This is a genomic window from bacterium (assembly GCA_030690305.1).
Lineage (GTDB): Bacteria > Patescibacteriota > Minisyncoccia > Phycocordibacterales > JAGLPS01 > JBBUCK01.
The window spans coordinates 13241-36336 of record JAUYHB010000022.1 but is presented as its reverse complement, the minus strand read 5'-3'; the positions used below and the strand labels follow the sequence as shown (position 1 = coordinate 36336).

At 45.3% G+C, this 23096-nt stretch carries 20 protein-coding genes and 9 tRNA genes; 18 read left to right on the top strand and 11 right to left on the bottom strand.

Going from position 1 to position 23096, the window contains the following annotated elements:
- The first annotated feature begins 3 nt into the window (after positions 1-3).
- The 3 genes from dprA to Q8O71_02880 all read left to right on the top strand — a co-directional run bounded on the left by dprA (position 4) and on the right by Q8O71_02880 (position 4768).
- The gene (dprA, locus tag Q8O71_02890; GenBank protein ID MDP2705310.1) at positions 4-858 is read left to right on the top strand and encodes a DNA-processing protein DprA; all 855 of its coding nucleotides are present in this window, start codon (positions 4-6) and stop codon (positions 856-858) included.
- 139 nt (positions 859-997) lie between these two features.
- A complete protein-coding gene (gene topA / locus Q8O71_02885; protein MDP2705309.1) occupies positions 998-3169 on the top strand; it encodes a type I DNA topoisomerase in 2172 nt (723 codons plus the stop codon).
- Between the two features lie 36 nt (positions 3170-3205).
- Positions 3206-4768, top strand: a complete 1563-nt coding sequence (locus tag Q8O71_02880) for an HD domain-containing protein (protein MDP2705308.1) — start codon at positions 3206-3208, stop codon at positions 4766-4768.
- Here Q8O71_02880 and Q8O71_02875 read toward each other — a convergent pair.
- Entirely contained in the window at positions 4758-5750 is a 993-nt protein-coding gene (locus Q8O71_02875) for a ParB/RepB/Spo0J family partition protein (GenBank protein MDP2705307.1), read from the bottom strand. The two genes, Q8O71_02880 and Q8O71_02875, sit on opposite strands and share 11 nt — an antisense overlap.
- A gap of 85 nt (positions 5751-5835) precedes the next feature.
- Here Q8O71_02875 and Q8O71_02870 point away from each other — a divergent pair.
- The 4 genes from Q8O71_02870 (at position 5836) to miaA (ending at position 7983) form a co-directional block, all read left to right on the top strand.
- Positions 5836-5922, top strand: a tRNA-Leu gene (locus tag Q8O71_02870).
- A 191-nt stretch (positions 5923-6113) separates the two neighbouring features.
- Complete coding sequence (locus Q8O71_02865; GenBank protein ID MDP2705306.1) at positions 6114-6542, top strand: hypothetical protein; 429 nt, start codon at positions 6114-6116, stop codon at positions 6540-6542.
- A gap of 85 nt (positions 6543-6627) precedes the next feature.
- Positions 6628-6698: transfer RNA gene (locus Q8O71_02860), tRNA-Gly, on the top strand.
- A 391-nt stretch (positions 6699-7089) separates the two neighbouring features.
- Entirely contained in the window at positions 7090-7983 is an 894-nt protein-coding gene (gene miaA / locus Q8O71_02855; protein ID MDP2705305.1) for a tRNA (adenosine(37)-N6)-dimethylallyltransferase MiaA, read from the top strand.
- On the opposite strand, the gene Q8O71_02850 is transcribed toward miaA, so the two are convergent.
- The 5 genes from Q8O71_02850 to Q8O71_02830 all read right to left on the bottom strand — a co-directional run bounded on the left by Q8O71_02850 (position 7964) and on the right by Q8O71_02830 (position 10828).
- Complete coding sequence (locus tag Q8O71_02850; GenBank protein ID MDP2705304.1) at positions 7964-8266, bottom strand: nucleoside triphosphate pyrophosphohydrolase; 303 nt, start codon at positions 8264-8266, stop codon at positions 7964-7966. The genes miaA and Q8O71_02850 overlap by 20 nt on opposite strands.
- A gap of 3 nt (positions 8267-8269) precedes the next feature.
- A tRNA-Trp gene (locus tag Q8O71_02845) sits at positions 8270-8340 on the bottom strand.
- Between the two features lie 109 nt (positions 8341-8449).
- Complete coding sequence (locus Q8O71_02840; GenBank protein ID MDP2705303.1) at positions 8450-9307, bottom strand: aminotransferase class IV; 858 nt, start codon at positions 9305-9307, stop codon at positions 8450-8452.
- Positions 9308-9394: 87 nt separating this feature from the next.
- The gene (locus Q8O71_02835) at positions 9395-10564 is read right to left on the bottom strand and encodes a KamA family radical SAM protein (GenBank protein ID MDP2705302.1); all 1170 of its coding nucleotides are present in this window, start codon (positions 10562-10564) and stop codon (positions 9395-9397) included.
- A gap of 181 nt (positions 10565-10745) precedes the next feature.
- Positions 10746-10828 (bottom strand) — tRNA-Tyr (locus Q8O71_02830).
- Positions 10829-10898: 70 nt separating this feature from the next.
- Here Q8O71_02830 and Q8O71_02825 point away from each other — a divergent pair.
- Positions 10899-10981, top strand: a tRNA-Leu gene (locus Q8O71_02825).
- Between the two features lie 41 nt (positions 10982-11022).
- Here Q8O71_02825 and Q8O71_02820 read toward each other — a convergent pair.
- The 3 genes from Q8O71_02820 to Q8O71_02810 are packed head-to-tail and all read right to left on the bottom strand — an operon-like array spanning position 11023 to position 15815.
- A complete protein-coding gene (locus tag Q8O71_02820) occupies positions 11023-13713 on the bottom strand; it encodes an AAA family ATPase (protein MDP2705301.1) in 2691 nt (896 codons plus the stop codon).
- A gap of 52 nt (positions 13714-13765) precedes the next feature.
- Positions 13766-14683 carry a hypothetical protein gene (locus Q8O71_02815; GenBank protein MDP2705300.1) on the bottom strand — a complete coding sequence of 306 codons (918 nt, stop codon included), beginning with the start codon at positions 14681-14683 and terminating at the stop codon, positions 13766-13768.
- Complete coding sequence (locus Q8O71_02810) at positions 14640-15815, bottom strand: cysteine desulfurase family protein (GenBank protein MDP2705299.1); 1176 nt, start codon at positions 15813-15815, stop codon at positions 14640-14642. Before Q8O71_02810 ends, Q8O71_02815 begins: the two co-directional genes overlap by 44 nt.
- A 94-nt stretch (positions 15816-15909) precedes the next feature.
- Here Q8O71_02810 and Q8O71_02805 point away from each other — a divergent pair, with 94 nt between their 5' ends.
- The 10 genes from Q8O71_02805 to Q8O71_02760 all read left to right on the top strand — a co-directional run bounded on the left by Q8O71_02805 (position 15910) and on the right by Q8O71_02760 (position 22153).
- Positions 15910-16380: a DUF4446 family protein gene (locus tag Q8O71_02805; protein MDP2705298.1), complete on the top strand. Its 471-nt coding sequence runs from the start codon at positions 15910-15912 to the stop codon at positions 16378-16380.
- 2 nt (positions 16381-16382) lie between these two features.
- A complete protein-coding gene (gene infB, locus Q8O71_02800; GenBank protein MDP2705297.1) occupies positions 16383-17882 on the top strand; it encodes a translation initiation factor IF-2 in 1500 nt (499 codons plus the stop codon).
- Positions 17879-18193: a ribosome-binding factor A gene (locus Q8O71_02795; protein MDP2705296.1), complete on the top strand. Its 315-nt coding sequence runs from the start codon at positions 17879-17881 to the stop codon at positions 18191-18193. Before infB ends, Q8O71_02795 begins: the two co-directional genes overlap by 4 nt.
- Positions 18194-18268, top strand: a tRNA-Cys gene (locus tag Q8O71_02790).
- Positions 18269-18284: 16 nt separating this feature from the next.
- Positions 18285-18368 (top strand) — tRNA-Leu (locus Q8O71_02785).
- 55 nt (positions 18369-18423) lie between these two features.
- On the top strand, positions 18424-19548 hold the full coding sequence (gene cfa, locus Q8O71_02780; protein MDP2705295.1) for a cyclopropane fatty acyl phospholipid synthase: 1125 nt from the start codon (positions 18424-18426) through the stop codon (positions 19546-19548).
- 101 nt (positions 19549-19649) lie between these two features.
- Positions 19650-19722: transfer RNA gene (locus Q8O71_02775), tRNA-Lys, on the top strand.
- A gap of 208 nt (positions 19723-19930) precedes the next feature.
- Positions 19931-20015, top strand: a tRNA-Leu gene (locus Q8O71_02770).
- Positions 20016-20159: 144 nt separating this feature from the next.
- The gene (locus Q8O71_02765) at positions 20160-21290 is read left to right on the top strand and encodes a hypothetical protein (GenBank protein ID MDP2705294.1); all 1131 of its coding nucleotides are present in this window, start codon (positions 20160-20162) and stop codon (positions 21288-21290) included.
- A gap of 128 nt (positions 21291-21418) precedes the next feature.
- Positions 21419-22153 carry a hypothetical protein gene (locus Q8O71_02760; GenBank protein MDP2705293.1) on the top strand — a complete coding sequence of 245 codons (735 nt, stop codon included), beginning with the start codon at positions 21419-21421 and terminating at the stop codon, positions 22151-22153.
- Between the two features lie 101 nt (positions 22154-22254).
- On the opposite strand, the gene Q8O71_02755 is transcribed toward Q8O71_02760, so the two are convergent.
- Entirely contained in the window at positions 22255-22512 is a 258-nt protein-coding gene (locus tag Q8O71_02755; protein ID MDP2705292.1) for a hypothetical protein, read from the bottom strand.
- A gap of 23 nt (positions 22513-22535) precedes the next feature.
- Entirely contained in the window at positions 22536-22880 is a 345-nt protein-coding gene (locus tag Q8O71_02750) for a hypothetical protein (GenBank protein ID MDP2705291.1), read from the bottom strand.
- Positions 22881-23096 lie beyond the last annotated feature (216 nt).

Sequence of the window (23096 nt, the reverse complement as noted above, 5' to 3'; positions counted from 1 at the left end):
AAAATGCTATTTCCCTCCATTATTCTTACTCCCAAGGAATTTCCTCCGCTTTTGAAGGAAATCACCGACCCTCCGAAGAAATTGCACCTGCGGGGCACTTTTCCTTCGACCGAAAAATACCTGTGCGTTGTGGGCGCCCGTAAATACACCCCGTACGGAAAATCGGTATGCGAAGAATTGATTGAAGGACTGAGGGGGTTATCCGTGACTGTGGTCTCCGGCCTTGCCTTGGGCATCGATTCAATCGCCCATAAAGCGGCGCTTTCCGCACGACTCCCCACCGTCGCCGTTCCCGGGTCAGGACTCGGGGATTCGGTCTTGTATCCCGGTATTCATCGCGCACTTGCAAAAGAAATCCTTTCTTCCGGAGGGGCGCTTCTTTCGGAATTCGAGGATGATTTCAAGGCGACCGTATGGTCGTTTCCTCAACGCAATAGAATCATGGCAGGTATAAGCCATGCCGTACTTGTCATTGAGGCGGAAAAGAAATCCGGAACGCTTATCACGGCGCGGTTGGCTTCCGAATATAATAGAGATGTTTTCACCGTTCCCGGTTCAATATTTTCGGCAAATTCAACCGGACCGCACCTTTTAATCCGCCTGGGAGCTACGCCCGTTACGTGCGGGGCGGATTTGCGCGAGGCGCTTGGTTTCAAAGAAGAAATCAGCAAAGAAAAAAATTATGACGATTGTTCGGCGGAAGAAAAAACCATTATCGCACTGCTTCGGGAACCGCTTGGACGGGATGACTTGATACGGAAAAGCAAAATGGGGACAAGCCGTGCACAGGCGATTTTATCCATGCTTGAAATCAAAGGACTCATTGAAGAAACACTCGGCGAAATCCGTTTGAAATGAAAGAGCGGCAGATGTTCTAATTTGCAAAAAAAAATTCTTTGTAGTACTAATGGGGTTATTGTCTAGCGAGTGAGGGGAATGAAAAAACTTTTTTATTCCCGAACGAGGGACGACAACAAAGGTTCAATCCCTTTACATTATGAAAAAATTACTGATCGTCGAGTCTCCTGCAAAGGCAAAAACGATTTCAAAATATCTGGACGACAGTTTTAAAGTAACGGCGTCCGTAGGACATGTGCGCGACCTTCCAAAGTCGGCAAAAAAAGCCATTGATATCGAGAATGGGTTTATTCCCCATTATGAGATTCCACACGGGAAAGAAAAGATTATTCAGGAAATAAAAGCCCTTGCAAAAAAATCAGACGAAGTGTATTTGGCAACGGACCCCGACCGCGAAGGAGAAGCGATCGCCTGGCACGTGAAGGAGGCAGCCGGTCTTAAAAACCCCAAACGAATCGTTTTTCATGAAATCACAAGAGAAGCCGTCGAAGACGCACTTAAACATCCGCGCCCAATCGACATGAATCTTAAGGAAGCCCAGGAAGCGCGGCGCGTGCTTGACCGTCTTGTCGGCTACGACCTTTCGGGACTTATTTGGAAAAAAGTACGTTACGGTTTGTCCGCCGGACGCGTGCAGTCCCCCGCTTTACGCATCCTTGCCGAACGTGAACGGGAAATTCGCGCCTTTCAGCCTCATACATATTGGATACTTTACGCCGATGTGACGACGCAGAAAGGTCAAGCGTTCACGCTCACATGCGCCGAAGAACCCACCGATAAAAAAGAGACCGAGCGAATTCTGGAAGTCGGGAAAAAATCCGCGTGGATGGTTGCAGATATCAAGGAAACCGAGGTCAAACGGCCCGCCCGTGCACCCTTCATCACCTCAACCCTTCAGCAGGCCGCAAGCAGCCGCCTGGGACTTGCTCCGTCGCGCACAATGTCCCTTGCGCAAAAACTGTATGAAGCCGGTCTCATCACATACATGAGAACGGACAGCACCGCTTTAAGCACCTCGGCTCAAAGTCAGATTGCCGCAACAATAAAAGAAAAGTACGGAGAAAATTATCATCTTTCCCAAACGTATAAAACGACAAGTAAAAATGCTCAGGAAGCGCACGAGGCCATCCGCCCGACTAACTTTTCAAAAGAAATCGCGGGGGGAAACGATGCGGAGAAAGCGGTGTACCGGCTTATCTGGCAACGGGCGGTCGCTTCCCAGATGAAGCCCGCTGTTATGCTCCGAACAAAAATCAGCGTTGCCATTGAGAATATCCCGGAATTCGCCACAACAGGTTCGCATATCACTTTTGACGGGTGGTTTAAAGCCGACACGCGGGCACGTGGGGAAGAAGTGGAATTGCCGAAAGTTTCCAAAGGAGAAAATCTCAGTTTGACGGAAATGCGTAACGAACAAAAAGAAACGTTACCTCCCTTCCGCTATTCGGAAGCCGGACTCGTCAAAGAACTTGAGAAGCGAGGTATCGGACGCCCGTCGACGTATGCTTCCACCATCAAAACCCTGATTGACCGCGGGTACACCACAAAGGAAGGACGCATGCTTAAACCGACCGATACCGGAGAAGTGGTGAGTGAGTTTTTGGAAAAGAATTTTGCGCATTATATCAGCGACACGTTTACCGCGGAAATGGAGGACCAACTCGACAGTATTGCCAAAGGTGAGAGCGAGTATGAAAAAACACTCAAAACATTCTACAGGCCATTTTCAAAAGAAGTAAAAGAAAAATCAAAAAACAGCGAAAAAATCACAACCCTCGGAGAAGCGGATAAAAGTATGCGATGTCCCGTGTGCGGAAGCGCAATGGTGATTAAACTCGGCCGTGGAGGAAAATTTTTAAGTTGCGAAAAGTTTCCGGACTGCAAAGGGGCGCGCACCATGGATGGTTCGGTTGTTGAAGCGGCAAAAGAAACCGGCGAGATATGCCCGGACTGCCAAAAGGGAAAACTTGTTGAACGCGAGGGAAAGTACGGACGTTTTATTGCCTGCAGCAGATATCCCAAATGCCGTTTTATTAAAGACGATCCAAATCAGGTACGTCCAACGACAGGAATCAAATGCCCGACATGCAAAGAAGGAGAAATGATGGAACGGCGCGGACGCTTCGGCGCGTTTTACAGTTGCAGTAACTACCCCAGGTGCAAATACGCCATAAAGGCGAAACCGACAGGCACCACGTGCCCCCTATGCAGCTCATTGATGATGGAAGGTACAAAAACGATACCGGAACGATGCAGTGATAAAAATTGTCCAAACCATAATCCGCATAAGCTTGCGGAAAAAACAGGCTAATTGCGTATCAAACGCTTTTGCGTAGAATAAAAGGCAATGGCTACCCTTGCCGAAATCGTAAGTGCAATGAAAATTGTACCCTCGAAAGAGGAGTCCGACCTTGTTGCACGGGCATATCATTTTTCGGAAAAAGTGCATGCAAATCAAAAACGATTTTCGGGAGAGCCCTACTTCACCCACACGACGGAAACCGCGAGAAACCTCGCTCAACTCGGGATGGGACCGACAACGATAGCCGCCGGTCTTTTGCACGACGTCTTGGAAGACGGCAATGCTCCTGCATCGGAAATAGAAAAACAATTCGGGAAAGACATCCTTTTTCTTGTTGAGGGCGTTACCAAGCTCGGGAAAATCCGTTATCACGGAAGCAAACGGCATAACGAAAGTTTGAGGAAATTGTTCGTGGCAATGTCTCAAGATGTGCGGGTACTTATCATCAAACTCGCCGACCGATTGCATAATATGGAAACGCTTCAGCACGTTCCCGAACACAAAAGAATCCGCATTGCGGAAGAAACCCTGCAGATTTACGCCCCTATCGCCTATCGCCTCGGCATCAGAAAACTACAACGCGAGCTTGAAAATCTTTCGTTTCCTTATGTGCACCCGAAGGAATACAAGGAAATCGAGGCGATTTTAAAAGGAAGGAAGAAAGAAGATGCCCAGCGGCTTGAGAAATTTCATAAATCAATCGTCAAAGCGCTTGCCAAATCGGGACTCACGAAAATCAAAACCGATTATCGCATCAAGAGTATTTTCAGTTTGTATAAAAAATACGTGCGGAAGGAAAAAAACATAGAAAAAATTTACGATGTGCTTGCCATACGCATTATCGTTCCAACGATTGAAGACTGCTACAAAGTGCTCGGCACCATTCACGCGACATGGCGGCCACTTCCGGGACGAATCAAAGACTACATCGCTTTCCCAAAACCAAACGGATACCGTGCGATACATACCACGATTTTTACCGGCGATGGAGCGATAATCGATGTTCATATAAAAACCGAAGAGATGCACAAAGAATCGGAATATGGAATCGCTTCGCATCTCACGTATAAAGGAGAATTCGGAAAAAGCAGCGGAGGGGAGAATCCGGCTTTCGCGTGGTTTGCCTGGATTACAAAACTACTTCCCCGCCTATTTAAGAAAGAAAAAGGGCCAGCCGGGGAGACTTTTGTATCAAGCGAAAAAGCGACGGATATCCCGACATGGATAAAGGAACTCGCCGAATACCAATCCGCTCTTGCAACGGAAAAGGAGGACTATATCGACAATCTTAAGGCGGATTTTTTTGATGAACGTATTTTCGTCTTTACCCCAAAAGGAGACGTTGTTGATTTGCCGATATATTCAACACCCATTGATTTCGCATACAGCATTCACTCGGACATCGGAGACCATATGGCGGGAGCCAAAGTGAACGGAAAACTCGTTTCATTCGACTCGTCTCTTAAAAACGGCGACATCGTCGAGGTTATCGTTAAACCTTCAAGCGTGCCGACACAAAAATGGCTTGAGGTTGTCAAAACAAGCCTTGCCCGCAGACACATTAAAACGGTATTAGAAAAAGCGGAACAAAAAATCCCTAAACGGTAAAGTTTTTTATCGAGTAAAGGTCTTCGTCGCCTTTCTCCTCCGAAGAACGGTCATCAAGCGGCGTATCGGCAACGGAATCACCGGAAACCTCTTCCTTGTTTTTATTTTCCAAAGAAGCAATATGGCGATTGAGCATTTCGTTTGGACGTTTCGTCGAGCTTGAGTTGATAAGATCAAGAATGGTTTTCAAGTCCTCGTTTGAGAAGAAATCGATAAGAATTTTTCCCCCCGTTTCTTTGCGCTCGATTGAAACACGAGTTCCGAGAGACTCGGCCAATTTCCCTTCCAATTCCATAAGTTCAGGGTCGGGAATATATTCCTTGTTTCGAATGCGGTCAAAGGCGATTTTACGTGAAATTGCTTCAGCTTCCCGGACCGACATTTTTTTATACATGATTTCCTTAAAGAGGGTGGTCTGTTCTTCCGGCCTGTCTTCAAGCATCATCAAGGGGCGTGTGTGTCCTTCCGAAATCTGTCCCGCCGACAATGCATCCAAAATCTCAACGGGCAAAGAGAGAATACGCATAGTGTTTGTGACATATGCTCGGCTTTTGCCGACTTTCTTGCCTATCTGCCCATGCTTGAATCCGAATTCATCGACAAGACGTTGGAACGCGCGGGCGCGGTCAACTGGATTAAGGTCTTCTCTCTGGATATTTTCTATGATGGCAATCTCAAGCTTCATCAAATCGCTTTCCTCTCCGGTGCGGATAAGAGCCGGAACCGAAGAGAGTCCCGCGATCTTTGCCGCTCTAAGACGGCGTTCTCCGGCGATAAGTTCGTATTCAACCGCCAATCCGCCGTTCTCCATCGGCACTTCCTTTCTCGTCACGACAAGGGCCTGCAGAATTCCGTACTGGCGCACCGAATCGGCAAGACTTTCCAGCTGAGCCGAATCGAAATCACGCCTCGGTTGGAAAGGGTTTGGTTTTATTTTTTCGGTTTCAATCCAGAAAATTGAATCGTTGTAGAAATTGGACATGGTCGGAGTAATAACCTATTTTAACATACCCCGTTTACTTTTCGAATTGAAAGGGCACCGCCTTTGTAGTAACGTATACCAGTATGCCGAGGTGGCGGAATTGGTAGACGCACGGGACTCAAAATCCCGCGGTGGCAACATCATGAGGGTTCAAGTCCCTCCCTCGGCACCATACAACCCCGACCCCCGCTTAAGACACCTGCGGTTTCTTACGTCGCTTCGCTCCTATCTTCCTGATACGGGGTTGTATGACGCGAAAAATAATAATCCCTTCGGGGATTTTTACTCGACAGGAGTTTGTTTTGCGCTATTCTATTAAATAGAGAAGTTGGATAGGTTTGTTCTTAAAAAAGGAGGGGGAATATGAAATTTTTAGAGTCACTGACGGAGGAAAAGGTGGAGGAATTTTACCTGAAGGCGGGAAGCAGATTTGGGGAAGTGGTAAGTTACATTTATTCCAAGGTCGGGGACCTGCCTGAAAATTTCGGAAAGATGTTGAAAAAATTCAACAGCATTTTTGAAACCTGGGAACTATTTGAAAGACAGTACGTGGAACTCGGGTACAAAGCATGCGACTTGGAAGCGCTGATTGAGTACGGCGCATGCAACAGCCCTTTCTACGGCAATCTGCGGATCAAGCGGAAAGAAGGAGAGGCACCGGTGTATTACGCGCAGAAATACAAGGAAAAATTTCTTGAAGCCATTAGGAGCGGCATCGATTTTTCGAAAGGCGTGCTTACAAAGCCCAGAGGAACTCTTTCTTTCCCCTATCTTCCCGAAGCCCTCAAATAGGGCTGAATCCAAAAGCGTCAACTTCATTGTTGACGCTTTTTGTTTGTTGAAGAAAAAGTGAGAAAACTGATAAGATTCATCTAGCGCGGGTATGGTTTAGTGGTAGGACGCGACCTTCCCAAGGTTGAGGCGGGAGTTCGATTCTCCCTACCCGCATAGAAATAAAATACTTGGCTTTATGCCGGGTATTTTATTTTTACGAGTTACATAGGGAGAATCGAACTGGGAAGGGGTCGGGAAACGGGAGTTTCCCGTGTAGGAAGGCAGGGCGCAGCCCGTCGGAAAACCGTGGGTTTTCGAGAAGTGAGATATCTCCCTACCCGCATGCAAAATAAAAAGCCAGGGACGTTCTAGTCCCTGGCTTTAAGGCTTAGGCGACTTTCCTAAAAGGGAGAAGTCGAAAGACCTTACAGGCTCTTAAGCCTTTGAAGCACCTGAAAAAACTTTGCGTGCCGGGAGAGACCTTCAATTATGAAGGTGTCAGGCACTTCGCGTGACCTGAGGAGAGATGATAGCAAATATTTGGAGATTATTCTAGAGTGAAGTGATGGAAAAAATACTTGTCATTTTAGGGCCAACCGCCTCGGGAAAAAGCGCACTTGCCGTCAAATTGGCAAAAAAATTCAAGGGAGAAATTATTTCCGCGGATTCACGGCAGGTATACAAAGGGCTTGATATAGGAACGGGGAAAATAACAAAAAAAGAGATGGGTGGTATTCCCCACCATCTTCTTGACATTGCGTCCCCCAAAAAAACGTTCACTGTTGTTCAATACAAAAAACTTGCCGAAAAAACGATAAATAAAATCATTAAAAAGGGAAAATTACCGATTGTGTGCGGCGGGACCGGGTTTTATATCCAGGCGGTAGTAGATAATATGTCTCTCCCCGAAGTAAAACCAAATGTAAAATTACGTCGTAACTTGGAGAAAAAATCGGTAACACAATTGGGCGAGATTCTGAAGAAACTTGACCCAAAGAGGTACAGAACAATAGACACAAAAAATGCCCGTCGTTTGATTCGGGCAATCGAGATTGCAAAGCAATTGGGGCATGTACCGACGTTAAAAAGGAAGGCAAAATTCGATGCGCTTCAGATAGGAATTTCTACAGACAACAACATACTACAAAAAAAGATCCGTACCCGATTATTGGAACGCGTGGGGCAAGGAATGGCTGAGGAAGTAAAACATTTGCGTGCCCACGGGCTTTCTTTTAAACGGCTTGAGTCATTTGGGCTGGAATACAAATATATTGCTTTGTATCTTCAGAAAAGACTTTCAAAGAATGAAATGCTTACCAGGCTTGAAAGCGAGATAAAAAAATATGCAAAAAGACAAAAGACCTGGTTCAAGAAAGATACGCGCATTAAATGGTTTACCCTCACAGACTTGGCGAAAATAGAGAAGGAAGTAAAATTTTTTACGATTCATCAAGGATAATTCTTTTTTGGAATTTCCCTTTCTCTGCCGCTTTTTTCTCTTTCACCTGGGACAGTTCTTTGCCGTTGAAGTCTTTAAAGGTGTTTATTGCCTCAATCACCTCAAGAATATCCGCCATTTCTTCAATGCTCTCGTTTCCGAAAAATTCTTTTACTTCCTCCGATAACTTTTCCTTAAGCTTCAGCCAATATTCCTTGTCGTCGGCAATGTGGGTAAGCGCCATTTCACCTTTGTTTTTGATATGTTCGGGAATATTATCCCGCACAAGTTTGTTGTATTTCATCGGCGGGGGATGGAGGAATCGGACCTCCGAATGCGGTTTTGGAGACCGCCGGTATACCACTTACCTAATCCCCCGATATTGTGGGATAGTATCGCAAAAACTTCGACCTTACAACGGCCAGCAAGGAGTAAAGAAGACATTTATGGATTCTTTATCGCCGAGCACCGCCGTTGCAAGCTTTGCTTACAATAACTGAATCGAGGAGGGTCCTGTTTTTTCTCTGAAAAGGTGCATCAGCTGTTTTGTGTTTTTCCCCACCTTGCCGTTTCCTATTTTTTTACCATCGATGTTTACAATAGGAACAATCTCTTTATTGGTCGCGGTCAAAAACACTTCGTCTGCGGAAAACAGTTCTTCGGTTCGGATATTTCTTTCTTCAATGTGATAAAGCGGTTTTGCAAGTTTTAATACAAAATCGCGAGTAATACCGAGCAAAATACCTTCGTAGGGCGTAATCACATTATTTCCTTTGACAATAAAAACGTTGCTTGTGCTCGCCTCTCGCACAAATCCCCTTGAAACAAAAAGTATCTCTATTGCTTTTGTTTTAACCCGCTCTTCCTGCAAGGAAACCGCCGTAATATAGTTGGTTGTTTTGGCCCTCGGGAAAGCACGCTGGAATTCGTGGGTCATCAGTTTTGTGCCGTTTTTATATACGGAATGCGGAAAAGGAATGAAGGGTTCTATTAAAATAAATATGGTTGGTTTCTTTTTATTAAACCGTAATCCGTCCACGGGCGCCCCGCCCGTCATCACAACACGCACTTGCGCTTCTCCTCCGCCATTTTTCTTTAGAAGCGTCTGTATAATGCGGGCAAGGGTCTTTTTTGACATCGGAGGCAGAAGGCCAATTGTTTCCGCGGAATGGAAAAATCTGTTTACGTGAGCATCAAGAAGAAACACTTTTCCATCTTCATATGATTTTGAAACATCAAACACACCATAGCCCCGCGTCACCCCTAAGTCGTCTACACTTATTTTTGCTTGTGAAAACGGAATAATTTTCCCGTTAAAGTAGCAGTATTTCTTGGGTCCGGTCATAATATGGCTTAATCATACAGGGTTTTCGGCATCGGAGCAAACAAAAAGGGCAACCGTTGCGGTTGCCCTTTTGAGAAACAAGATCCGTTAAGGATCATGGTAAACATACTTCTCTCCGTTATAGTTACGAAGAGTTGTTGTTCCATTTTCGTAGGAAAGAATGTAGGGAGGAGCAATGGGTATTTTGCCTCCACCACCCGGACCGTCTATGACGTACGTGGGAACGGCATAGCCAGTCGTGTGTCCGCGTAATTTTTCCATTATATTTATTCCGACGGATACTGGGGTTCTAAAATGTTTCGAACCCAATATCGGATCGCATTGATAAATATAATAGGGACGCACCCGTATCTGAAGAAGTTCATGAAAAAGTTTTTTCATGATTGAGGGCTTGTCGTTAACTCCCTTGAGTAACACCGTTTGGCTTCCCATTACGATACCATTGTCAGCCAAGAGACCGCAGGCTAATTTTACGCGTTTGGTCACTTCTTTGGGATGATTGAAGTGAATGCTCATCCAAATAGGGCCGTTGCGCTTTAGCATGGCGACAAAGTCATTGGTGACGCGTTGCGGCAGAGTTACAGGAACACGGCTTCCGATGCGTATGAATTCCACATGAGGAATCGCCCTGAGGTTTTTGATAATCTCCTCAAGCATCCTGTCTCCAAGGGTTAAGGGGTCACCTCCGGAGATTAATACGTCACGGATTTTTTTGTTGGAGCGTATATAATCATACGCGGCCTCGTATGTCTCAGGCCGAAGCGTCCGATTTCCATCTCCAACCATCCTGGAGCGTGTGCAATAACGGCAATACATAGCACACATCTCATTCACCAAAAACAAAACTCGGTCCGGGTAGCGATGAACAAGTCCGTACACAGGCATGTTTTTGTCCTCCCCGCACGGGTCCTTCATTTCATCACTTGCTTCTTCAAGTTCAAGGCCTTGCGGGATAGTCTGAAGACGTATCGGGCATGTCGGATCTTCGGGGTCCATGAGACTTGCCCAGTACGGTGGTATAGACATAGTGAGTTTGTCTTTACACCCGTCTATACCCCTCTCTTCTTCAGGTGTCAGATTTATGAGCTTGGATAAAACACCCTTATCTTTAGCTTGAATACGATTACGCATCTGCCAAGTCCAATCCTCCCAATCAAGAAGCGTCGCGTATTTGAAAAAACTGATGACACGATTCTCTTTCTGATTGAGTTTGACATTGGGCAAAGGCGCCTCAACCTCAACTTTGTTTTTATCCATTACTTCAATCCTTTCTCCAAAGATATATTTGGGATTTTTCTATCTTTTTTGTTTCTCTTGTGAAAGAACGTATATATGTAAAGGAGGGAATCGCTCCCCTCACGGTCTGAAAAAAGAATAGCATACTTTGTGAAAGTGACAACAAAAAATAATCCAGCACAAAGCTGGACATTTTTTCGTGTGCGCAGGGAGGGATTTGAACCCCCGTAGGCATAAGCCGCCTGATTTACAGTCAGGTGCGATTGACCACTCCGCCACCTGCGCGATACAGATAAATGTAAAGGCAAAAATTAGAAAAGTAAAGGAGATTGTTGTATAACTAAACAATCCAGATGGGCACGTGGCGGAATTGGTATACGCGTACGTCTCAGAAGCGTATGGACTTTGTCCTTGAGAGTTCAAGTCTCTCCGTGCCCACCTTCGAACAAAAACCCCCGCTTTACGCAAGGGGTTTTTGTTTAAGAAACCGAGTCGGTTGTCAGTATGTTTTCAGCAATGAGACTTCCCTTCCTTCCCTTTTTTATATCGAAAGTAAATTCTCCGCTCTTAAAGCCTATCGATACAACTCCACCCTTCATTACTCCTTTACTTAGAATCAAAGAAGCAACTGGGTTTAGGATTTTGGTCTGAATCAAACGCTTGAGAGGGCGCGCTCCGTATTGCGGGTTATATCCTTCCTTTGCGATAAATTCCATGGCCTCAGGCGATATAGCGAGCGAAATTTCCTTTTGGTACAGACGTTCGGTAATCTGGTCTATTTGGATTTCTACAATCTTTGCAACCGCTTCTCTGTTCAAGATGTCAAAAATGATGATGTCATCAAGACGGTTTAAGAATTCAGGACGGAAATAATCCTTGAGTGCATCCATCACTTTTGATTTGATGTCGTTGTATACCGCTGCATCACCTCCCTGCCCTCCAAAACCGAGTTTTTCCATTTTATCGATATACTGGGCACCGATATTTGAGGTGAGGATAATAACGGCGTTGCGGAAGTTCACCGTTCGTCCTTTGGCATCGGTTAATGTCCCATTATCCAAGACTTGAAGCAAAATATTGAACACTTCAGGGTGAGCTTTTTCTATCTCATCGAAAAGAACGACAGAGTACGGTCGGTGACGGATTTTTTCGGTCAGCCCGCCGCCTTCATCATAGCCGACATAACCGGGAGGCGAACCGATGATTTTTGAAACGGAATGTTTTTCCATGAATTCAGACATATCGACGCGAATGAGCGCCTTGTCGTCATCAAAGAGAAATTCGGCAAGTGCTTTGGTAAGCTCGGTTTTCCCGACACCGGTAGGACCGAGGAAAAGAAAAGAACCGATAGGGCGTTGCGGGTCCGAAATTCCGGCGCGGGCGCGCTTGATAGCGTCTGACACCCGTTTGACGGCATCCGTTTGACCGACAACCCGTTTTTCAAGTTCTTCATCCATTCGGGAAAGTTTCTGCGCTTCGCTTTCAAGCATTCGGGAAACAGGGACTCCCGTCCATCGGGAAACAATGTCGGCAATATCGGATTCGGTGACTTCTTCTTTGAGAATACGGCGGGAAATCTGAAGACGTTTGAGTCTTCGTGTTTTTGTTTCAAGTTCCTTCTCAAGCGCGGGGATTTTTCCATATCGTATTTCCGCCGCTTTTGTAAGATCGGACTGGGCTTCGGCATTATAGCCTTCGATACGCAGGACATCGAGTTCTTTTTTTATTCTTTTTATATCCGTAACCGTTTCTTTTTCGTTTTTCCATTTAAGTTCAAGCTCGGATGTTTGCTCGCGCAAATCGGCGACTTCTTTTTCTATTTCCTTGATGCGCAATTTTGCTTTCGTATTTCCTTTCGTTTCGGACGCTTCTTTTTTAAGAGCTTCTCTTTCAATTTCCAATTTTGTGATGCGTGAATGGGTTTCCGAAAGCACGGGTGGCATATTTTCAAGGGAAATTTTCAAAAACGAAGACGCCTCGTCAATAAGGTCAACAGCCTTGTCCGGAAGAAAACGGTCGGTGATATAGCGGGAACTTAAATTGACTGCGGACTGAATAGCTTCGTCGGTGATATGAACACCATGGTAGAGCTCGTAGCGCTCCTTAAGGCCTCGCAGGATGGCAATGGTATCTTCAACGGAAGGTTCGGAAACAAAAACAGGCTGGAAGCGGCGGGTAAGGGCCGGATCCTTTTCAATGTGTTTTTGATATTCTTTGAGCGTCGTCGCCCCTATAGCGCGCAACTCCCCGCGCGCAAGCGGAGGTTTGAGCATGTTGGACGCGTCAATGGAACCCTCGGCCGAACCTGCTCCGACAATAGTGTGAATTTCATCGATAAAGAGAACGATTTTACCTTCGGAACGTTCGATTTCTTTCAAAATATTTTTCAATCGTTCTTCGAATTCACCGCGGTATTTCGTTCCCGCGACCAACAGTCCCAGATCAAGAGACACGAGCTCTTTTTCGCGAAGCGATTCGGGAACATCTCCGGTTACCATTTTTGTGGCAAGACCTTCGACAATAGCCGTTTTCCCGACACCCGCCTCTCCGATAAGAATCGGATTGTTTTTTGTCCGACGGGAAAGAATTTGGATAATGCGATTGATTTCGTTTTCACGCCCAATCACGGGATCGAGTTTGTTTTCCGAAGCAAGTTTTGTAAGACTGCGCGTGTATTTGGCAAGAGATTTGAATCGTTTTGGCTGTTGCAAATCCGTTACGTTGCTGTTTTTTAATTCTTCAATGACTTTCAGAACATCATGCTTGTTGATTTTAAATCGGGACAAAAGTTCGCGCGCGGCGCCCGGAACGTCAAGAAACGTAATAAACAAATGTTCAGTGGAAACAAAATCATCTCCGAGACTCCCCGCGACCTTCACGCTGCCTTCAAGAATTTGGGCAAGTTCCGGCGTAAGATAAATCTGATATGAGGGAGAAAGCATTCCGTGTGATTCATGGCCGTCTATGGAATCGACAAGCGAATCGGTAAGAAGCACCGAATCAATCTCCAGTTTGTCGAGTATGGAAGTGACCATGCTTTCTTCCTGTAAAATGAGGGCGGTAAGAAGATGAAGCGGATTTACGTGGTTTTGCCCACGCTCAATAGCAAGTTCATGGGCCTTGCGTATGGCTTCTTTGGCTTTGGTTGTAAATTGATTAAATGGCGGCATACGTAAAAATAAGTATTATCACAATACAATATAAAAACTGTATGTCAACGTTTTACTGCGCGGCAGGTGTACTTGTGGCAAGGCTTGTTTTCAAGACCGAGGAAGGCAGGTAAACACTCTCGGTAAAAACACTTTTTATTCCCATTACTTCTCCTGACAAATTGAGAAGAGGACTTCCGAGATCTTCGTTTTTTGAAGTAATGTCCGTTTTAATGGAAGAAAGAATTTTCGCTTTCGGCTCCCCTTCCTTCACGGGTACTTCAGTAAAACCAAACGTTGAAATTCTGCCCGTTGCGATTGAGGTTGTATCAACACCGGAAAGAACGATGACGCTCTGGGCAAGTTTGGGCACAGCCTTGGAAAGAGTTACCGGGAAAAAAGCGTACGGTTTTTTCGGGTCAGAAGAAAAGACCGAAGGTTGGACATAGACCAAATCGTTTTTCGTATCGGCACTTGCAATACTTATTGAGGTTGTCGCACCATCAAAAAACACGCCTTGATACGTTCCTCCTTCAACAAAAGCGTTTTCGGGAAAAACGGTAAGACCGTTTGAATTCACTATAAGACCAAAGCCTTGGAACGTATCCGTTCCTTCGCCAACGGTTCTTTTGAGACGCACGATGCTTTTGCTGTTCTTTTCCACGGAATCGATGACAAGGTCCTCCTCTTTTACTATGACGGTGATTTTCTCAACTTCTTTCGTTGTGGACGTTCCGGGAATTTCTACAGGAACAACGCGTTCAATCGTTTTTTCGACTACCCGGTTTATTGTCTGCGTCACTTCTTGCGGGGCCTCGTTAAGCAAAGAGACGGTGATAATTCCCGTAGCAATTGACGTGACGAAACTCAATAAAAGTGTAAGGAGTATGAGTTGTTGTTTGCTGAGATCTTCCATGCGCTTAATGATAGCAAAAAAAGCCGTAGAATCAATTGCTTCGTATCCTCCGTACAAGGCCTTTGAGTAACGCATCCACCTCTTCTTTTGTCGTAAAGCGTCCGAAAGAAAAACGCAGGCTTGATGATGCGCATTCTTTCTTCCCTATCGCTTCAATTACATAAGAAGACGATCTTTCTGCAAGCGTGCGGCATGAACTCGCGGCGGATACGGCAATTCCTTCGGCATCCAAAGATATGACGGCAAATTCCGAGTCGATTCCGGGGAAACATATATTTGCGTTATTCGGAAGACGTTCCGTCGCACTGCCGTTTATTGTTGCGCTCGGAAAATATTTTTTAATTTGTGAGATGCAATAATCGCGAAGATTTTTCAGCCGTTCAAATTCTTTTTCCCGGTCAGTCTGTGCGATGAGAAGCGCGCGGGCCATGCCAACAATCGCTCCCGTGTTTTCCGTTCCTGAACGCAATCCGTTTTCCTGCCCGCCTCCGTGGATAATAGGCGTGATATGCGTCCCCTCTTTCACATACAACATTCCGACACCTTTCGGTCCGTACATTTTTGTCGCATCAAGTGTCATAAGGTCGGCATAAAATCGGGACGGGGAAACGGGAAGGTAATTGGCCGCCTGGCTTGCGTCGGTATGGAAGTATGGATACTTTTTCTTGCGTGCTTCCCTGTATTCGTGAATCGTTCTTCCTATTTCTTTTATCGGCTGAATGGTCCCTATTTCATTGTTTGCGTACATAACGGAAACAAGAACAGTGTCTTCGGTAATTGCCTCAAACACATCGGTAGCGGAAACCATTCCCTCTTCGTTCGGAGAAATAGCGGTAACTTTTCCTCCCATTCTCTCAACCTCTTCAACGGCTTTGCGCACGGATGCATGCTCGATTTTTGTCGTGATGATGTGTGGAGGACGTTTACCTTTGTATGCGTTCGCTACCCCGAGTATGGCGAGATTGATGGATTCGGTACCGCTACCGGTAAAAACAATTTCATCTTTGCGGACTCCGAGGGTACGGGCTATTGCAAGACGCGCTTCACTGACGGCGGCCCGTGCCTCCACACCTTCCTTATACAGTGCGGACGGATTCGCAAATTGTTCCTGCAAAAACGGTGCCATGACCTTTGCTATCTCGGGCAATACGGGCGTCGTTGACGCGTAATCGAGGAATATTCTTTTTTTCTTGGGAAAAATTGGCATGGCGTCATTCTACGTACTTCCGTTTCAAATTTCAATTGTTTTGCGTTTCGGTCCCTTTCTTGTATAATCCGTAACGTTACGCACTTTCTCCACAATGTCCGATATATACACAATTTTATACATTGCCGCAGGAATTATCGTTATCCTTATAGGGTGGATTATCCGCCTTGAAGTAAGAATACAGAGAGTGTTTGGAGGACAAAAGGCGAAAGATTTCGAGGAAGTGGTGCATTATATTCACAGCGCCATTAAATCCCTTGACCGTTCACGGAAAGAAACTTCGGCCCACCTTGAAAATCTTGAAAAAAGGATGAAGACAGGCACGCGCGCCGTGGAGACGGTACGTTTCAATCCTTTTAAGGGCACAGGTGCGGGAGGAAATCAGAGTTTCGCGACAGCATTCGTAAACGAAGAAGGAAACGGCGTCGTCATATCAAGTCTGTACTCGCGTGAACGGGTAAGCGTTTTTTCAAAACCTATAAAAGAATTCTCGTCGGAATATGAATTGACCGACGAGGAAAAACACGTTCTGGAGAAGGCTAAACATTCGGTAAGTAATCACTAGTCATGGAAAAGAAAATAAACAATTTGTCGGAGCGAACACCAGTCATCGCCGTCATGGGTCACATCGACCACGGTAAATCGACCCTGCTTGATTACATACGCAAAACAAACGTCACGGAAAAGGAAAGCGGCGGGATTACTCAGCACATTTCGGCGTATGAAGCGACATACACGACCGCAACAGGAATCAAAAAACAGTTAACATTTCTTGACACACCCGGTCATGAAGCTTTTTCCGCACTCCGAGCCCGGGGCGCGGCAATCGCCGACATTGCGGTGCTTGTTGTGGCGGCGGAAGAAGGAGTTAAACCGCAAACAAAGGAAGCGTATCAAGAAATCAAGGAAGCCGGTATCCCCTTCATTGTCGCCATCAACAAAGTGGACAAGCCCGAAGCGGACATTGAAAAAACAAAGATGAGCCTTGCGGAAAACGAAGTGTACGTGGAAGGCTTCGGAGGCACGATTCCTTTTGTTTCCATCTCCGGTAAAACCGGACAGGGAGTGCCGGAACTTTTGGACATGATATTCCTCGTTGCGGAACTTGAAGAACTCACGGGAAACCCGTCCATCCCCGCGGAAGGCATCGTACTTGAAAATGAACTCGACCCGCGCAAAGGCTCAACAGCAACGCTGGTTATCAAAAATGGAACTCTTGAAAGCGGATCTTTTGTCGCATCTGACGGAGCATATGCACCCGTGCGTATTATGGAAAATTTCAAGGGAGAAAAAATTGAGAAGGCAAGTTTTTCCTCTCCGGTGCGCATTATCGGCTGGAACACGCTTCCTCCCGTCGGAGCTTTGTTTAAAACCTTTTTGTCCAAAAACGAAGCGCAGGAATATGCCGAAGGACAAAATAAAGTGGAAATTAAAAACAAAAAAGAGGAGAGTGAGGACCTCCGTTTTGTTATCCCCGTCATCATTGAGGCCGACACATCGGGCTCCTTGGAAGCGCTGACGAAAAAAATCGAGGTACTCCAAAATGAAAGAGCAAAAATGAAAGTTATCCGCGCGGGCATAGGTGCCGTTTCGGAAAGCGATATCAAGTCTGCTATTTCCCATCCGAACGCCATTGTGTTTGGGTTTCGCACGAAAATCGACAGTGGGGCAAAGGACCTTGCAGAACGTTCGGGAATTACGGTTGAAACATTCGATGTTATTTACGGTCTTCTGGAACGAATTGAAGAAGTATTGAAAGAAAAAACCCCGAAAATTACCGTGGAAGAAATCATAGGAACATTGAAAGTTCTTAAAACATTCAGTGCGGAGAAAAATAAATATATCGTCGGGGGACGGGTGGAAACAGGTTCCATCAAGACAGGTACCGAAGTAAAGATTATTCGACGTGGAGTGGAAATCGGGGTCGGCTCAATACGTGAAATGCAAAAATTGAAAAACAGAATAAGTGAAGCCACCGAAGGAGAAGAGTGTGGAATTACCATTGAGTCGAAAATCGAACCTGCAACCGGAGATTTATTGCATTCCGTTATCTTTGTCGAAAAATGAGCCACAGAGTAGAAAAAGCAAACGACACGATGCGTGCGCTTGCCGCCGATTTCGTCCAACGTACATTGGAAAACTCGGCCATTGTTACAGTTACCAATCTGGGACTTTCTCCCGACCTTAAGACGGCTATCGTTTTTGTAAGTGTGTATCCGGAAGCACTGGAAGCCGAAACGCTTGACTTTCTTAAAAGAAAAGCGGGAGAATTGAGACATTACGTTCTTGAACGTATCAAAATCAGGAAAGTTCCCTTTTTTGAATTTGCACTCGACAAAGGAGAGAAGAATCGACAACGTATTGATGAACTTGTGTAAGGCGTAGTGGCGAAGTGGAAACGCTGCGGTCTGCAAAACCGCCATGCGGGGGTTCGATTCCCCCCTACGCCTCCAACCTTTTAAAGGTTTTGCCCGGGTGGTGGAATGGTATACACGGAGGACTTAAAATCCTCTGCCTCACGGCATGCGAGTTCGACTCTCGCCCCGGGCACCAAGAACAAATAAGTTTCCCTTGAAATACTCCCCTGTTTCATGGAATAATCGCTAGTATGACTTCAAAAGAGTTTGTGGAGGCACTGGCACGTGAAGCAGAGTTCACAATAAACGGTTCTCAACCATGGGATATGCGGGTAAAAGATGAAGGGTTCTTTGACCGCCTAGTACGTTTCGGTTCACTCGGACTTGGAGAGTCTTATATGGACGGCTGGTGGGAATCGGATGATTTGGAAGAAACTATCGGGAGAATTCTTAAAGCAAATCTTCCTCTCAAAATAATTCGTTCCCCCCGTCTGTTATTATCCATAGCCTCGCAATACATTGCCGGTCTTTTTGGAGTGATTGGAATGAAGAAACGCGCTTTTGAAAGCGCTAAAAAACATTATGATCTCGGAAATGAGATGTTTGAAAAGATGCTCGACAAGCGAATGATTTATTCGTGCGGATATTGGCGTAATGCAAAAAGTCTCGATAAGGCACAAGAAGACAAGCTCGACCTTATATGCAAAAAACTTAAACTCAAAAAAGGAATGAAGTTGCTTGAAATCGGGTGTGGTTGGGGTGGCCTTTTGGAATATGCGGCACGAAATTATGGAATAAAAGGAGTGGGTATTACGGTATCTAAAGAGCAAGCGGCTATGGCGAGAGAACGTGTGAAAGACCTCCCTATTGAAATTCGTATTGAGGACTATCGAGACACTGTCGGAGAATTCGACAGAATAGTTTCAGTCGGAATGTTTGAGAATGTGGGATACAAATATTTCCCTATTTTTTTCAAAAAGGTATTGTCCCTTCTTAAGGACAAGGGGGTTTTCCTTATACACACAATCGGCACAAACGCTCCGGGGGTGCGAGGAGATCCGTGGTTTGAAAAATATATTTTTCCCAATTGCATGCTTCCCGAACTTACGCAGATAGAAAAAGCATCACGGGCATATTTTATACTGGAAGACCTTCAAAACTTCGGACCGGACTATGCAACAACATTACGAGAGTGGTTTAAACGGTTCAACAACGCGTGGCCTACGCTTAAAGAAAAATACGGAGAAAGATTCTATCGAATGTGGAAATATTACCTTTTGAGTTCGGCTGCCACTTTTCATGTTCGGGATAACCAACTGTGGCAGTTTGTATTCAGAAAACATCAAACGGAAGGAACGTATGAATCGGTTCGGTAAAGTTAGTCAATCGCAAAAAACTTTGTTACAGTATTGAATTATCCGCCCATAGCTGTTTTGGCAGATAACAGCCACGATGCAAGTTTGAAATTGATATATTCCCGCCCATAGCTCAGTTGGTAGAGCAGTTGCCTCTTAAGCAAACGGTCGCAGGTTCGAATCCTGCTGGGCGGACAAGTTAAAAAAGTTTGCAAGGCAAAGTTTTTAACTTGTCCGGGGCGCAGTGATGTTTTTGTTTGAGCCTTGCTCAAGGCAAAAACCACGAGCCGGGGTCGCAGAAAATTTGCGTCAGCAAATTTATCTGTGACGACACACAAGCGAGTCCGAGACGGAGCGCGACAACACGAAGAAGCCGAAAATCCTGTATTTAGTAAATATCATCGGGCAGATGGCGGAATTGGTAGACGCACTAGCCTTAGGAGCTAGCGGAGCAATCCATGGGAGTTCAAGTCTCCCTCTGCCCACCACAAATAAAGAGCCCTATTGAGGCTCTTTATTTTATCTTTCTATCTATTGACTTTTTACCAAAAAAGTGGTACTGTCCTTATTAGGAAAAAGCTAAAAGGCAGTTCTTTTACATTGTCTTTCTAAACCTTAAAGGAGGTAGAGAAATGGAAATATTAATCTTTGTGGGACAGTTTGTGATAGCGGCAGCCCTGCTTTCGCTTGTTGTTTTTGTATTTGTTCCTCTCGCGGTTTATTTTCTGGCGCGGGCAGACATATACTTCACGACATTGCCCGAAGGTCAGATAAAATTTATCGTCGAGGGCGATACGCTTAAGCGAATTCTTGCCAACATTCCCGGATACTACATTAAAGGTGAAGGGATGGAAGCGGAAATCGTGAAAGGAAAAGGAACACCGAATGATGTGGGCATTCCTGGATGGTTAAGTAGACGTCTGGGATTGGACAAAAAAAGAATTTACTTTGTTGGTATTGATTACCCCAGAACTCGGGTGTATTCCTATGAGTTTATTTGGGAAAAATTCATCAAAGAAAAGGTTGGGTATAAAATAGTCCCTCGTGATGAACAGGTAAATTCGTTGTTCTGGAAATACCCCTACCCTGTTGAGGCAATAGACGTTGAACTTAAAGGAAACTTCAAGATCAACATAACCATCATTGTCACACTGCAAGTTGTATTTCCCTACAAGCCCATCTTTGTATTCAAAGGGCAATGGTTCTCTCCTGTAATCGCAGCAATACAGGGAGCACTTGTCTCTTATTGCGGTACGGTGGATTTCGAGACACTCCGATCTCAGGACAAGGAGGGGAATGATGCCGACCTGGTAAAAAAGGTAACGTCTATCAATAATAGCCTGAGAGAAAATTATGGAGTGGAGATTTCCCAGGTTAACTTTGTGGAACTTGAACCTTCCGCTTCACAGGCAGATGTTACCAAAGCTCTGCAAGCAATCGAAATTGCCAGACTTAACAAGGAAGCAAAAATCAAAGATGCAGAGGGGGATCAACAAGCGGCCCTCTTAAGAAGAACAGGAGAGGCAGAGGGTTTGAAAAAACTCCTCGAAGTAGCAGACAAATACGAGGGAGGTGTTGATCTTCTTAAAACTGACCTTGCCACCAGAAATCTGGGGCAAGAGAGTGAGATTAGTACTTTGGTAATAAATAGTGGAGGACAAACAGGTGTCACCACCTTATTGCCGATTTCTACTGAACCCAAAAAGAAAAAAAAGGGTACTGAAAAGGAGAAAGAGAAAAAGAAAGACGATGTTAGTACATAGTGAAAAACCAGCCGGTCACGATTTCGTGACCGGCTTTTTATTTGACTAAATTGTAAAATATGCTATAATAGTTCTTAGGAATTCAAAGCAGTTCTTTAAAAAATCTATCTTAAAGGAGGGTGGCTAATATGTTTAAAATACTTGTTGGAACGGTAATTTTTACTGCAATCGCTGGAGCTGGTCTCTGGCTCCTAAGTAAAATCAAACCGGAAACAGAGAAAAAAACAGCAAAATTGAAAGCAGCAAAGGGAGAGAAGGTTGATTACTCAATCCTGGACCGGCTCAAGGATTGGAGAAACGTTATCCCCTCTTGGATCCCGGCGCATGCGTGGCAGTTCCTTATTGCTCTCATTGTCGCCTATGGAATCGTTTGGGGGCTTTCGCCCACAACATGGCACAAGTGGTTTGCCAACGGGAATCTCTTCTGGTTTGTAAGCATCGGTGGTATTCTTCTTTCTGTCTTTTTCGACTTCAAAAAGAAGATCTCCATCGTGATTCTTCTCTTTGTGGTTCTTTTCCTTAATATTTTGGGAATGGACCAAAAGTCTGTGGACGCCTTTTTCGAAAAGAAAAAAGAACCACAAAAAGTTGTCAAAGAGGAGGTGCAGTACCGACTGGGAGAATTCTCCGTCATAGCACCTCGGGAAACGTGGAGCGAAATTGTTCACATTCCTCGGGGAGCACGATGGGAATTCGAATCAAGGCCAAACCCAATTAAGGTAATGAGGGTTAATACTGGTGAGGTATATCGCATCGAAAAAGATACCGATGTCTCAATACCCAGCCCGACATATGCCGTCCGCTTCCAATCCGCAACACAAGAGGATGTTGAGGTGCGACTTAATATTCAAAACCCTCAGTAGAAAACCAAAGCGGGAAAGATTAAAAAAATCTTTCCCGCTTTTTATTTACAAAAATCCCTCCGCTTAAGACGGAGGGATTTTGTGTTCTATACTGGTTTACTTTAGAAGTAGTCGCTATCGATTCCGAATGTTCCGAGAAGGGCTGCGACGATACCGTATACCGATATCATGATAAACATTCCAATGATGCCCCACAACATCGTTCTTTTTCCTTCTTCGCGTTTTTCATCGCTCTGTGCACTGCTTATGAACTGAACGATGCCCCACGCGAACACGATTGTTGCGGCCGCAAACATCAGACGTATCAGAGGGTTAACGATTGCTTCGCTTACCTTATTGAGAAACTCTCCAATGGACATACAGTCTAAAAGTAAGCGACGTATTAGTTGTTAAGAACTCCAGGAACGTCTATGTCTCCGCTTTGGTCGATTCCTAGAGCGTCACCTATAAAGGCGACAAGACCCCAGACCGATGCCATAACGAAGAGAGCGACAATACCCCAGATCATCATATTTCTACCTTGTGCTTTTGCTTCCTCATTTCCTGCTGAGAGAATGTACTGAGCCAAACCCCAGAAGAAGAAGAGAAGAGCGGCAGAAAAGGCAATCGGAATAAGAAGGGTAACGATACTGCCGATGGCGCTTATGATGTCCTCGACATTACCCAACTGTGCGAATGCCAATGCCGGAGCTGCGATTGTCGCTGTTAAGGCGAGTGCTTTCTTCATTTTTAGAAAACGTTATTAAGGATAAACTAAATAACGACCTTACTTTTATAAAAAAGTTGATACATACATTGTATCGCACCCATGTGGAAAAACAAGAAAATATGTTGACAGCCGACGTCAAGGTTAAGACGATTATTGCGGCTTAAAATAAAGTTTGTCCTCATCCCGTCCCCACCGCGGAGCGGACGGGGTATTGGGCGAGGCAACAGGGCAAAC

What these genes read in the sequence shown, in the direction of transcription:
- dprA (MDP2705310.1), top strand. Translation starts at nt 4, where the DNA reads ATGCTATTTCCCTCCATTATTCTTACTCCCAAGGAATTTCCTCCGCTT.
- topA (MDP2705309.1), top strand. Translation starts at nt 998, where the DNA reads ATGAAAAAATTACTGATCGTCGAGTCTCCTGCAAAGGCAAAAACGATT.
- Q8O71_02880 (MDP2705308.1), top strand. Translation starts at nt 3,206, where the DNA reads ATGGCTACCCTTGCCGAAATCGTAAGTGCAATGAAAATTGTACCCTCG.
- Q8O71_02875 (MDP2705307.1), bottom strand. Translation starts at nt 5,750, where the DNA reads ATGTCCAATTTCTACAACGATTCAATTTTCTGGATTGAAACCGAAAAA.
- Q8O71_02865 (MDP2705306.1), top strand. Translation starts at nt 6,114, where the DNA reads ATGAAATTTTTAGAGTCACTGACGGAGGAAAAGGTGGAGGAATTTTAC.
- miaA (MDP2705305.1), top strand. Translation starts at nt 7,090, where the DNA reads ATGGAAAAAATACTTGTCATTTTAGGGCCAACCGCCTCGGGAAAAAGC.
- Q8O71_02850 (MDP2705304.1), bottom strand. Translation starts at nt 8,266, where the DNA reads ATGAAATACAACAAACTTGTGCGGGATAATATTCCCGAACATATCAAA.
- Q8O71_02840 (MDP2705303.1), bottom strand. Translation starts at nt 9,307, where the DNA reads ATGACCGGACCCAAGAAATACTGCTACTTTAACGGGAAAATTATTCCG.
- Q8O71_02835 (MDP2705302.1), bottom strand. Translation starts at nt 10,564, where the DNA reads ATGGATAAAAACAAAGTTGAGGTTGAGGCGCCTTTGCCCAATGTCAAA.
- Q8O71_02820 (MDP2705301.1), bottom strand. Translation starts at nt 13,713, where the DNA reads ATGCCGCCATTTAATCAATTTACAACCAAAGCCAAAGAAGCCATACGC.
- Q8O71_02815 (MDP2705300.1), bottom strand. Translation starts at nt 14,683, where the DNA reads ATGCGTTACTCAAAGGCCTTGTACGGAGGATACGAAGCAATTGATTCT.
- Q8O71_02810 (MDP2705299.1), bottom strand. Translation starts at nt 15,815, where the DNA reads ATGCCAATTTTTCCCAAGAAAAAAAGAATATTCCTCGATTACGCGTCA.
- Q8O71_02805 (MDP2705298.1), top strand. Translation starts at nt 15,910, where the DNA reads ATGTCCGATATATACACAATTTTATACATTGCCGCAGGAATTATCGTT.
- infB (MDP2705297.1), top strand. Translation starts at nt 16,383, where the DNA reads ATGGAAAAGAAAATAAACAATTTGTCGGAGCGAACACCAGTCATCGCC.
- Q8O71_02795 (MDP2705296.1), top strand. Translation starts at nt 17,879, where the DNA reads ATGAGCCACAGAGTAGAAAAAGCAAACGACACGATGCGTGCGCTTGCC.
- cfa (MDP2705295.1), top strand. Translation starts at nt 18,424, where the DNA reads ATGACTTCAAAAGAGTTTGTGGAGGCACTGGCACGTGAAGCAGAGTTC.
- Q8O71_02765 (MDP2705294.1), top strand. Translation starts at nt 20,160, where the DNA reads ATGGAAATATTAATCTTTGTGGGACAGTTTGTGATAGCGGCAGCCCTG.
- Q8O71_02760 (MDP2705293.1), top strand. Translation starts at nt 21,419, where the DNA reads ATGTTTAAAATACTTGTTGGAACGGTAATTTTTACTGCAATCGCTGGA.
- Q8O71_02755 (MDP2705292.1), bottom strand. Translation starts at nt 22,512, where the DNA reads ATGTCCATTGGAGAGTTTCTCAATAAGGTAAGCGAAGCAATCGTTAAC.
- Q8O71_02750 (MDP2705291.1), bottom strand. Translation starts at nt 22,880, where the DNA reads ATGAAGAAAGCACTCGCCTTAACAGCGACAATCGCAGCTCCGGCATTG.